Raw genomic sequence first — 11,001 nt, 5'->3', positions numbered from 1 at the left:
GAACTACATTCCCTTGTAATTCGGCCCGCCGCCGCCTTCCGGCGTCACCCAATTGATTATCTGATATGGGTCGGCGATGTCGCATGTTTTGCAATGAACGCAGTTTGAAAAGTTGATCTTCAGTTCCTTGCGGCCGGTCGCTGCGTTGTCTTCCATCTCATAAACGGCGGCAGGGCAGAAACGTTGACAAGGATTACCAAATTCTTCTGCACACTTTGTTGCACAAATTTCAGGATCCAATACGTGGAGGTGAGCGGGTTGGTCCTCGTCATGGGCAACCGCTCCGTAAAAGACATTGGTCACCTTGTCAAAGGTCAATTCCTTGTCAAAGGGTATGTTTGAGTACCTTTCGTCAGTATGGTGATCGTTGGGACCGTAGCCCGCCGGACGTGCATTCCCATTTAGCTTTTCCATTCGTTCGTGACCGGCAACGTGGTGTTCGTGAGGCATAAAGCCCCATGCCAATCCTCTCGTGGCATATTGAAGGCCGGTGTTTATCAGAGCCGACCAACGCCCCTTTTGGAATGCTCCATGGAAATTGCGAACCGGATGAAGCTCATCGTAGATCCACGAAAGGTTCACTTTTTCGTCGTAATGCTTAAGCGTTTTCTCGCTAAAATCCTCATGCTCGAAAGCACCGACAATTGTCTCAGCAGCCAGCATGCCGGACTTCATTGCGGTATGGATGCCCTTGATGCGTTGACCGTTGAGCATCGATGCGGAATCACCCACGATCAAAACACCGTCTGCGTAGAGTTTCGGCATCGTCCAATAGCCGCCGGCGTTTATGGTTTTGGCCCCGTATTTGATCATCTTGCCGCCTTTGAGCACCTCGACGACCTTCGGATTGGTCTTGAATTTTTGGAACTCGGCGTGCGGATCGATCATCGGGTCCTCGTAATCAAGGCCGGTCACGTAGCCGATCGACACAACGTTATTCTTCATGCCGTAGATCCAACCGCCGCCGTATGTCCTCGTATCAGAGGGAAATCCGAGCGTATGCACGACCTTGCCTTCGGGAAAATTGCCCTCCGGCACTTCCCAAAGCTCTTTCACGCCGAGCGAAAAGACCTGTGGCTCTTTGCCTTCCATCAGACCGAGCCGTGCCATCAATTGCTTCGCCAGGCTTCCGCGTGAGCCTTCGCCGAGAACGGTGACTTTTGCCAGCAGATCGACGCCGGGCTCGTAATTCGGCTTCTTGTGGCCTTCTTTGTCGATACCCTTATCTCCCGTGCGAACGCCGATGACCGCGTCATTCTCGGCATAAAGAAGTTCGGCCGCGGGAAATTCGGGAAAGATGTTAATTCCCTGCTCTTCGCATTTTTCGCCGAGCCACTCGCATATCTTTGAAAGCGAAACAATGTATTTTCCTTTGTTCTTGAGCGGCGGCGGGATTATCGGGGCGTTTATACCGCCTTTTTCGGTCAGATACCAAAATGCATCTTCGGTGACGACGCTGTCCACAGGACAGCCTTCGTTTATGAAATCCGGCATCAGTTCACGGATCGCCTTTGGATCCATAACTGCCCCCGACAAAATGTGTGCTCCGACGAACGAGCCTTTTTCGACGATCGCGATCTCGAGGTCGCCGATCTTGCGGCCGTGCTTGAAGCCGCTCTCGACCATCTTGTCGTGGCGTTTGATCTCGGCCTTCAGATGCAAAGCCGCCGCCAGATTTGCCGGCCCGGCGCCGACAAACACAACATCCATTGGTACTTGTTCGCGTTCGCTCATAACTTTTCTTTCAGAACCGCCTGCGTGAGCTGGCGGGATTGTCTTGTCTAAACCGCCTGCATCGGCGGGCGGCCAGGAAGGTCAAAATGAATGACCATTCATTTTATTCGAAGTATATCAGACATATGTAGGAAAGACGACCTAGCGACCTTCCGCAAGGACTCCTTTGCTATACTCTCAATGAAAATGAGGCAAAGTTCGGGCATCGCTGTCATAGGCATTCTTGTTGCGTTCATTTTGGCCAACTGCAGCCGGCCGGCCAACGTGGTAAACCCCGCGCTCGATGCGGAGATGCCGCGAAAGATATTGTGGGCGTGGGAACGAGCCGAAGATCTGAACTTTATCGATCCCAAGGAATTCGGCGTCGCCTTCCTCGCTCAGACAATATTCCTCGAGAACGACCGCGTCATTCAAAAGCCTCGCCGACAGCCGTTTTCGGTGCCCGACGGCACATACCTGATCGCTGTTACCCGCGTCGAAACTAACAAGGAGCAGCCAAAACGCCCGACATTCGATGACGAGATGCTCAGCCGCTTCACGGGACTGATCGCAAAGACCGCCGAAATGCCGAACATCCGCGGCGTTCAGATCGATTTCGACGCGGCGGTGAGCGAGCGTGAGTTCTATCGGAAGCTGATAAATGCTGTAAGAGATCGAACCCCTAAAGGCGTCACTCTGAGCATTACGGCACTGGCGTCGTGGTGTGCGGGCGATACGTGGTTCAACGACTTCCCCATCGACGAGGCCGTGCCGATGGTTTTCGTAATGGGCCGCGATCAGGAAAGCATATTGTCATTCCTACGCCGCGGCCGCGACTGGCGCGAACCCCTCTGCCGCGGCAGCTACGGAATCTCCATCGACGAACCCGCCGTCGAAGGCCTCCAACCCGACCGGCGCGTTTACTATTTCAAGAACTCGGCGTGGAAAATCGAAGACCTGTCAGGCCGCTGATCAACTCTCAAATTGCTTCTTCAAACTCTCCGTATAAGGAGCTCGGGCGACGCCTTTTTCGGTGATGATGGCGGTGACGAGGTCGTTTGGGGTGACGTCGAATGCGTAGTTCGTGATGCCGACGCCTTCGGGGGCGAGTTGGATGTCTTTGACGTGTGTGACCTCGGTGCGGTCGCGTTCTTCGATAGGGATGTCGTCGCCGGTCGGGCAGTTCATATCGACGGTCGAGAGCGGCGCCGCGACGTAAAACGGAATACCGTGGCGTTTTGCGAGCACCGCGACCATATACGTACCGATCTTGTTAGCGACATCTCCATTCGCCGCGATGCGATCGGAGCCGACCACGACGGCGTGAATGTCGCCGCGTTTCATCACATGGCCCGACATGTTGTCGGTGATGAGCGTAACGGGAATGTCGTCCTGCATAAGTTCCCACGCGGTCAGGCGTGCCCCCTGCAGATAAGGCCGCGTCTCGTCGGCATAGACCGACACATTTTTCCCCTGATCGACAGCTCCGCGGATCACTCCCAAAGCCGTACCCCAAACGCCGCCTGTCGCCAGTGCTCCCGCATTGCAATGCGTGAGGATCGTGTCGTTATCATTCAGCAGCTCGCCGCCGAATTGCGCGATAAGGCGTTGGGCCTCGATGTCTTCATCGTGGATGGCCTTTGATTCGTTGATGAGGATCTGCTTGATCTCGATGACCGACTTCCCTGCGTCCTTCGCAGCGAGGAACATGCGTTTCATCCGGTCGATCGCCCAGAATAAATTCACTGCGGTCGGCCGCGTTTTGCCTATAACGTCACTTGCGAATTCGATCTCGTCTTCAAGGTCGGCAATGTCAGTACCGACGAATGTCTTTGCCGCAAGTGCCACGCCATACGCCGCGGAAACGCCGATAGCGGGCGCACCGCGGACGACCATGTCTTTGATGCCTGCCGCAACTTCGTTATAAGTGCGCAAGGTGAGCCAAACCTCTTCTGTTGGCAGCAGCCGCTGATCAAGCATCAAAACGCCTTCGTCGGACCATTTAACTGGGATGATATCGAGTTTCATAAAAGTCCAAATTATAGCGGACACGAAACCTATTTGCGACTCGTCGCCCGTTCGTTTATATTCGCTTAGTAACCACTCGAAATAATGACGGAGGCCTCGACAGACATCTCAACACAAGCCCAACCCTCGCCGGTATTTAGAAAGGATTTTGAATTGAACCGAACTTTGCCGCCGGAGCTCGCCGATCTCGAAGCTCTATCGCGGAATTTTTGGTGGTCTTGGCAACCCGACGCGACGTCGCTTTTTCGTGATCTCGACACGGTTATGTGGGACGAATGCGAACAGAATCCGCGTGCTCTGCTGCGGCGGATCGGTGAATTTGAACTACAGCGGCGTGCCGCAGATCCCGTTTATTTGCTACGTCTCTCGGACGCAAGCCGTACATTCAACGAATACCTGACCTGCGCGCATGATCACCGAATTGCATATTTTTGTGCGGAATACGGCGTGCATCATTCGCTGCCGAATTATTCAGGCGGGCTCGGCATTTTGGCCGGCGATCATTTAAAGTCTGCGAGTGACCTGAAGACGCCGCTGGTAGCTATCGGTTTGTTCTATCGTTACGGCTATTTTCGGCAACGCATCGGCCACGACGGCTGGCAGAACGAAACTTACAACGATCTTTTTGAAAGCGATCTTGCCTTAACGCCGGTCGTTGACGGCGAAGGCTCGCCGATAACTGTTTGTGTGCATATTCGCGGACGCGAAGTCACAGCGAGAGCGTGGCTAGCAAATGTCGGACGTATACAGCTTTATCTGCTGGATTCGAATATGCCGCAGAACAGCGAAGATGATCGCCTGATCACCGGACACCTTTATGGCGGCGATACCGAGACGCGTATCGTTCAGGAAAAGCTGCTCGGTATCGGCGGCGTAAGGCTGCTGAGAAAACTCGGGATCTCGCCGGAGGTTTATCATCTCAACGAAGGCCACGCAGCCTTCTCGACGCTCGAATTGGCACGCGAATACCTTGAAAGGAAGCCCGACGCAGGCTTTGCCGACGCGGTGGAAAACGTACGCGAAATGTGCGTATTTACCACACACACGCCGGTCGCCGCGGGCAACGATATGTTCGATCCCAAGCTGCTTCGAGAGTGTTTCAGCGATGAGTTCATAGCGGCACTGAAGCTAAGCGACAGCGAGTTTCTTGCTCTCGGACGCTCGGACCTGACCGACGACACGGAGTTTTTTGGCATGACGCCGCTTGCGATCCGTATGTGCCGGTCGTCGAACGGTGTAAGCGAAAAACACGGCGAGGTCTCACGCGGGCTATGGAAGAGGATGTTCCCGAATCTCGACTCTGAGAACGACGTCCCGATCACTCATGTTACGAACGGCGTTCATCCGCCGACGTGGATCGCACCGCTAATACAGGACGTATTGCGAGTTTGCGGTAATGATGCCGCACTATGGGACGCTCATTGCCGTCTAAAGCATCTGTTAGTGACATTTCTGCGCGAGCGGACACGTTCGTCGGCGACCGGCTCGACCCACACCATCAACGAACATCGCGATACATCGAGCTTGCTTGATCCCAACGCATTGACCATCGGTTTTGCACGCCGCGTTGCCGCGTACAAACGATGGAGCCTGATATTCTCGGATATCGACCGCCTGCTGCGGCTTGTTGATAATGAGCAGCGTCCGGTGCAATTCGTTTTTGCCGGCAAGGCTCATCCGCAGGACAACACAGCGAAGACGATCCTGCAGGAGCTGATGAGCATAAATCATGATTCCGGCTGGCAGCGGCGAGCGGTGTTTGTCGAGGATTACGATCAGGAAGTAGCACGGTATTTGGTTCATGGTGTCGATGTATGGCTCAATCTTCCGCGTCGTCCTATGGAGGCCAGCGGCACCAGCGGAATGAAGGCTGCGATGAACGGCGTGCTGAATATGTCGATACTCGACGGCTGGTGGGTCGAAGGCTACAACGGCCAGAACGGCTTTGCGGTCGGCGATCTGGAAAAAGACCTCACAGATGATGAGATGGACCGTCTCGATGCCGAATCGTTCTATAATGTGCTCGAAAACAAGGTGATCCCGGCGTTTTATGATAGAAACGAACAGGGTCTGCCCACCGAATGGATCCAAATGATGCGTAATTCCATCGACACGCTGACGCCGCAGTTCTCAAGCGACAGAATGGTTTTCGACTATCTGCGCAATATCTACAAGATATGAATTTCGAACAGGAGCAATTTCGGGTAGGGGTCATTCGGCCGATCGAGCTGTTCAAGGAAACCTGGCAGTTGATCAAAGATGAATACTGGCTGATCTTCGCGATAACGCTGCTGGGCATGGTCGTAGCTAGCCTTATTCCCATAGTACTTATCGGGCCGATGATGTGCGGCATTTATATGGCTCTGCTTGCTAAGATCGACGGCGGCAAAGCCGACCTGCAACTGCTCTTTAGGGGCTTTGACCGGTTTCTGCCGAGCCTATTACTGACGATAATTATTGTTGGCCCCTTTTTCGTGATGCTGTTGGGGATCTACATTCCAATGGTAGTAATGGCACTTGCCGGCGAGCGAATGAGCCAGGAAGAACTTTTGGTTTTCCTTGGTATCTTGATCGCGGTGGAACTCGTGCTTGGCATCATCATGGTCGGACTTCACTCGCTGCTGATCTTTGCGTATCCGCTGATCGCAGAACGCAAAATGTCTGCAATGCAGGCTATGCGGCTTAGCTCGCGTGCTAGCTGGCAAAATTTAGGCGGCATCACGGGATTGATAGCGGTGGCATTCGGCTTATCGATACTCGGCTATTTGATGCTGTGTGTCGGCATTTATCTCGTTTTGCCGCTGATAATGGCAGCGACGGCCGTCGCTTACAGAAAAGTATTTCCGCTTGAAACTCAGCAACTCGCCGAAAGCGCCGCGTCATTTGGAAGATGATCGAACCCGTTAAAATAATCGAAGAAAACGAATCCGAGATATCGATTGAATGGTCGGACGGGCGTGAGACGCGTTATGCGGCGCCGCGGCTTCGGCGGTCTTGCCCGTGCGCGGGATGTGTCAATGAATGGACGGGCGAGAAGATGCTTGACGAAAGTTCGATACCGGACGATATCAATTTCAACTCGATCTCTATGGTCGGCCGATACGCACTGAATTTTCATTTTTCCGACGGCCACGATACAGGCATCTTTTCATTCAACTACCTTTGGGAGCTAATATAATGCTGCAAGAACGCGACATATTCGACGAGAAACAGGAGAACAAGCGAGCGGCATTCTCTTGTCCGCATTGCCGCGAGTCGAATGAATACGACGTCAGATGGCTGCGGCGAACAAAAAAGAGAAACCTGCCCAGGAATATGAACCGCGAGGACCGCAGCCGCATTGAAAAATCGCGTGATTACATGGTTAGGATCGACGATGTATTAGCCTGTAAGAATATGCGTTGCAGAAAGCGATTTGACATACCCTCGTCACAAACCGTAGTTTTCATATGAAAAAAGGCTACCTTATCGGGCAGCCTTTTCAAATTTCGAAATTTCAGGAGATCAATAGATCGAGAAAGTGTACTCGACCTGTCGAGTTACGGATTGGCCAATGCCATCCCGTTTTGCCGGTTCAAAGGTCATACGTCTTGCGGCGGCGATAGCTTGTTCGGTAAGGCCATACGGCAAACCTTTGACCGCGCTGATACTGCCTACCTGTCCCGACCCCAAGAACGTAACACGAAGGATCACGGTGCCCTGAACGTTGTTCTGGCGAGCAGCGTCAGTGTATCCGGGACGCGGCTTCGACAATATCTTCAATGGCTGAGTAACGCCTACGGGACGCGGCGGTGGACCATCGTCATCGCCTTGGTTACCTCGGCCGGTTCCGCTGCCGTTTCCTGAACCGAGCCCGCTGCCGCTGCCGGAACCGTCCCCCGAACCCGTTCCAGTTCCGCGGCCGCTTCCCTGTCCTGTTCCGGTGCCCGAGCCTTGTCCGCCGCCTGTGCCTGTTCCGTTGGAGAAACTCTCAAACCGGCCGTTCGGGTCACCCCAGCGGTCATATTTCTTTTCGAATGTTCTGTTGCCTTCCGTCTGCGGAGGAGGCATTTTGAGCTCAAAGTTATCACTGCGGAAAACCTTTGCGTCCGGAGGCCTTGTCGGATTGGGCGACTGGTCAGCGAGGTCACCTCGGGTCGTTTCTTCCTTTTCGTCGCGTCCGCCGCCGCCGCCGCCGCCGGCATCCTTCTTATCTCTAAGCTTCTGCTGCTCTTCCTCAACGGTCATGGGCACATCTTCTACCAAAACCGCGTTAAAGATATCGTCATTGATCGAGCCAACCTCGAGATCCTTGCTAAAAATGTTATAGACGAGGCCGGAGATCACGGTGAACGTAACCAGCATGAACGCACCCATCATCAGCGAGTTGCGTTGGCCTGTGTTCTTGTCCTCGATCACCGTTACATGAAAAACGTCATTTGAGGCAAGTACCGTACTATTGTCTGAATGCCTTTCATCCTCGAATGTCGGATAGTCGATCGGACTGTCAACAAATTCGGGGATCGGTGATTCTGCAACGTTTTCGACGTCGGATGGCCCTTCAACTTCTATCTCTTGAATTTCGTCATTGGCCGCAAAGACGTCCTCGGAGTCGAAAGTTACCGGGGATTCATGAACATTATCAAGATCTTCGAGAACCGCTTCATCTTCTTCCGAAGCGAATGCGGCCGCCATCAATTCTTCTTCTTTTGCTGCCGATTCATCATCAAAGGTCTCGGCGGCAACAGAGATCTCCTCGGCTGCCGAGCCTGCCGGGACCGTTTCCGGAACCTCCGGCGTGGCGGGTGGGGCAGGCGTTTCCGCCTCTTGTGCGGCCACCGGGTTCATCTCAAAGGCCTGCAAACCTGCACCGCAGTTCGGACAAAACGCGAACTTTTCGGCGAAACTTTCCTCACAGGGGTTACAAAACTTTACAATCTTTCCCATTTTCAGCCACTCCACAGACGCAAGAGTTACCTTTGCGACCATTGATTAAACAATTATACCGCTTTTGCTTCAGAAGTTTAAGCGTTTTTCAATTTCCCAACAGCCCGACCGCAGTACTCTTGCCTGCACTAACCTCTCAGATGCGGGTATAGTTTGACGCGATGCCCACATCGATCTAATATTTTTGTTTGGCTCTGCGCCCGCACGGCAACGACATTTGGCCCTGAGGCAACTAATTGAACGATACGTATTTACGGAGTAAATCCAACGAATGAAAAAAAAGGACCTCATGGTAAAAGTCGTGCTGATCGCTATCGTTCTGCTGCTGCTCATCTCACTGGCCGCACCCGCGATATTCTCTCAGCCGGCTATGTTGACACCGCGGCGGGAAACCCTGCTTAACGGAACCAGGCTCATAACGCACCCTGACGCTAAAGCCGACAAAGTATGGGTACGCATACGCGTCCATTCCGGTTCCGCTTTCGATCCACAGGGGAAAGAAGGTGTAATGAGGCTGCTTTCTCAGAATCTTTTCCCCAATCCTGCTGCTGGCGAGTTCTTTGAGGAGGATCTGGAAGGAAGCCTCAATGTCCTATGCGGCTACGATTTCATTCAGATAACCGCTTCCTCAAAGCCTGAAGAGTTCTTGACGATGCTTGAAACGCTTGCCACCGCAGTTTCGTCGCCGACCATCGACAAAGAAACGACAGACCGTTTAAAGGCAGACCTCAACCTCTTCCACGAACGGAACAAACTTGATAACGCATCGATGGCGGATGAGGCAGCAAAGGAAAGGCTTTTTGGAACTTTTCCCTATGGCCGGCCGACGGCAGGCACAAAGGAGTCGCTAAGCAGGATCACTTTTGCGGATATCATCGAAGCCCGAAAGAGGTTTTTGACCGCGGACAATACGTCCGTCGTTATTTCCGGCAGATTTGACCGGGCACTTGCGACGCGTGCTGCTAAGCGTTATTTCGGCGGCTGGCTGAAATCGGACAGAAAGGTTCCCTCAACATTTAAGAGGCCCGAAGATCCTCCGGCGGAAATGGCCGCTTTGTCCTCTCCTGCGGTCGGCGAACCGGAAGTTCGTTTCGCCATGCGCGGTGTAGCTCGATCGGACAAAGAATTTCCCTCCGCAGAGGTATTCGCTCAGATCATGCAGGAACGCCTAGTTCGAAAGGCCGCGTCAAATAGTGCCGACGTTAGGGTATCGAACGTTTCGCTTACGCTTCCCGGATATTTAATGATCCGCTTTTCGGCCGCCGCGTTCGGTGGGCCCGAAAACACGTCAATGTTCAAGGAGGCAGTAAATTCCGCGATCTCTGAACCTATCGATGCCGCAGAATTCACAGCCGCACGACGAAAGGCCGCGGACGTATGGAGAGTCCGTCCTTCTGAAGAGTTTTGGCTCGATGCAGACACCTACAAACTGACCTCAGCTGAAAACGATGCACGATCTTTCGATTCGATAAACCTGGCCGACGTTAAGGCGTTTGCGGAAAAGATCAGCAGATCGCCCATGGTCTCGCTCGTAATGCTGCCCGCCGAGACGCCAAAATAAATGGCTAAAACCACCGACGATCCCCGCGAGCAGGAATTTGCATCCGCTGTCCGGAATATGTTTTCGGGCATCGCAGACAGATATGATCTTCTTAATCATGTCTTGTCTCTCAATATCGATAAGCGTTGGCGACGCAAGCTGAAAAAGCGGATCGAAGGAATTTTGGCTTTACCCGAAGCAAGAGTGCTGGATGTCGCCTGCGGGACGGGTGACGTCGCAATAGAACTCGACCGCGGATCGCAAGCAACAATAATCGGCACGGATTTTTGCCGCCCTATGCTTGAGATCGCCAAAAGGAAAAGCGGCGACGATATAGATTATATTGAAGCCGATGCAATGGCGTTGGGCTTCGCTGACGCACATTTTGACGGGGTCACCATTGCATTCGGGCTTCGAAATGTCGCAAACAAGACTACGGCACTGCAAGAATTTTTCCGTATTCTGCGGCCCGGCGGTACGCTTGCAATTCTGGAGTTTTCCAAGCCGCGGGTGCCCGGGCTTGCGGCACTATTTGACCTGTATTTCACGAAAGTTCTGCCTCGGATCGGCGGTACGGTCAGCGGCTCACGCTCAGCCTACGAGTATTTGCCTGATTCGGTCGGTAAATTCCCGGATCAGGCGGGGCTGGCCGAAATGATCCGCAGCGTTGGATTTGAGCAAGTTTCCTACACCGATCTGTCGGGCGGCATCGCCGCTATCCACATCGGCATCAAGCCGTCAGCTTTGTGATCACGCATCGTAGGCTATAATAGCGTTTTGCCGATCTTCTGCCC

Annotated in this window: 10 protein-coding genes; 7 read left to right on the top strand and 3 right to left on the bottom strand. The window is 53.4% G+C overall.

The window, feature by feature from the left end:
- Window positions 1-3: 3 nt before the first annotated feature.
- Window positions 4-1,734, bottom strand: a complete 1,731-nt coding sequence (locus IPM50_00315) for an electron transfer flavoprotein-ubiquinone oxidoreductase (GenBank protein ID QQS33062.1) — start codon at window positions 1,732-1,734, stop codon at window positions 4-6.
- Window positions 1,735-1,920: 186 nt separating this feature from the next.
- Between IPM50_00315 and IPM50_00310 the strand changes: the two genes are divergently transcribed.
- A complete protein-coding gene (locus tag IPM50_00310; GenBank protein QQS33061.1) occupies window positions 1,921-2,685 on the top strand; it encodes a DUF3142 domain-containing protein in 765 nt (254 codons plus the stop codon).
- Here the strand turns inward: IPM50_00310 and mtnA are convergent, their stop codons facing one another.
- The gene (gene mtnA / locus IPM50_00305) at window positions 2,686-3,741 is read right to left on the bottom strand and encodes an S-methyl-5-thioribose-1-phosphate isomerase (protein QQS33060.1); all 1,056 of its coding nucleotides are present in this window, start codon (window positions 3,739-3,741) and stop codon (window positions 2,686-2,688) included. It abuts the gene before it with no gap.
- Window positions 3,742-3,825: 84 nt separating this feature from the next.
- Here mtnA and glgP point away from each other — a divergent pair, with 84 nt between their 5' ends.
- The 4 genes from glgP to IPM50_00285 are packed head-to-tail and all read left to right on the top strand — an operon-like array spanning window position 3,826 to window position 7,194.
- Window positions 3,826-5,922: an alpha-glucan family phosphorylase gene (gene glgP / locus IPM50_00300; GenBank protein QQS33059.1), complete on the top strand. Its 2,097-nt coding sequence runs from the start codon at window positions 3,826-3,828 to the stop codon at window positions 5,920-5,922.
- The gene (locus tag IPM50_00295; protein ID QQS33058.1) at window positions 5,919-6,635 is read left to right on the top strand and encodes a hypothetical protein; all 717 of its coding nucleotides are present in this window, start codon (window positions 5,919-5,921) and stop codon (window positions 6,633-6,635) included. Before glgP ends, IPM50_00295 begins: the two co-directional genes overlap by 4 nt.
- Entirely contained in the window at window positions 6,632-6,919 is a 288-nt protein-coding gene (locus IPM50_00290; protein QQS33057.1) for a DUF971 domain-containing protein, read from the top strand. Before IPM50_00295 ends, IPM50_00290 begins: the two co-directional genes overlap by 4 nt.
- Before the next feature lie 2 nt (window positions 6,920-6,921).
- Window positions 6,922-7,194 carry a hypothetical protein gene (locus tag IPM50_00285; protein QQS34427.1) on the top strand — a complete coding sequence of 91 codons (273 nt, stop codon included), beginning with the start codon at window positions 6,922-6,924 and terminating at the stop codon, window positions 7,192-7,194.
- 51 nt (window positions 7,195-7,245) lie between these two features.
- Here the strand turns inward: IPM50_00285 and IPM50_00280 are convergent, their stop codons facing one another.
- Entirely contained in the window at window positions 7,246-8,667 is a 1,422-nt protein-coding gene (locus IPM50_00280; protein ID QQS33056.1) for a TonB family protein, read from the bottom strand.
- A 271-nt stretch (window positions 8,668-8,938) separates the two neighbouring features.
- Between IPM50_00280 and IPM50_00275 the strand changes: the two genes are divergently transcribed.
- Both IPM50_00275 and ubiE read left to right on the top strand, forming a co-directional pair.
- Window positions 8,939-10,228 (top strand): insulinase family protein, encoded by a 1,290-nt coding sequence (locus IPM50_00275; GenBank protein QQS33055.1) that lies wholly within the window; start codon window positions 8,939-8,941, stop codon window positions 10,226-10,228.
- Entirely contained in the window at window positions 10,229-10,957 is a 729-nt protein-coding gene (gene ubiE / locus IPM50_00270) for a bifunctional demethylmenaquinone methyltransferase/2-methoxy-6-polyprenyl-1,4-benzoquinol methylase UbiE (protein ID QQS33054.1), read from the top strand.
- Window positions 10,958-11,001 lie beyond the last annotated feature (44 nt).

Source organism: Acidobacteriota bacterium (genome assembly GCA_016700075.1).
Classification (GTDB): Bacteria; Acidobacteriota; Blastocatellia; order Pyrinomonadales; family Pyrinomonadaceae; genus OLB17.
The sequence above is the reverse complement of the archived record's forward strand: the minus strand, read 5'-3'. Positions and strand labels throughout refer to the sequence as shown.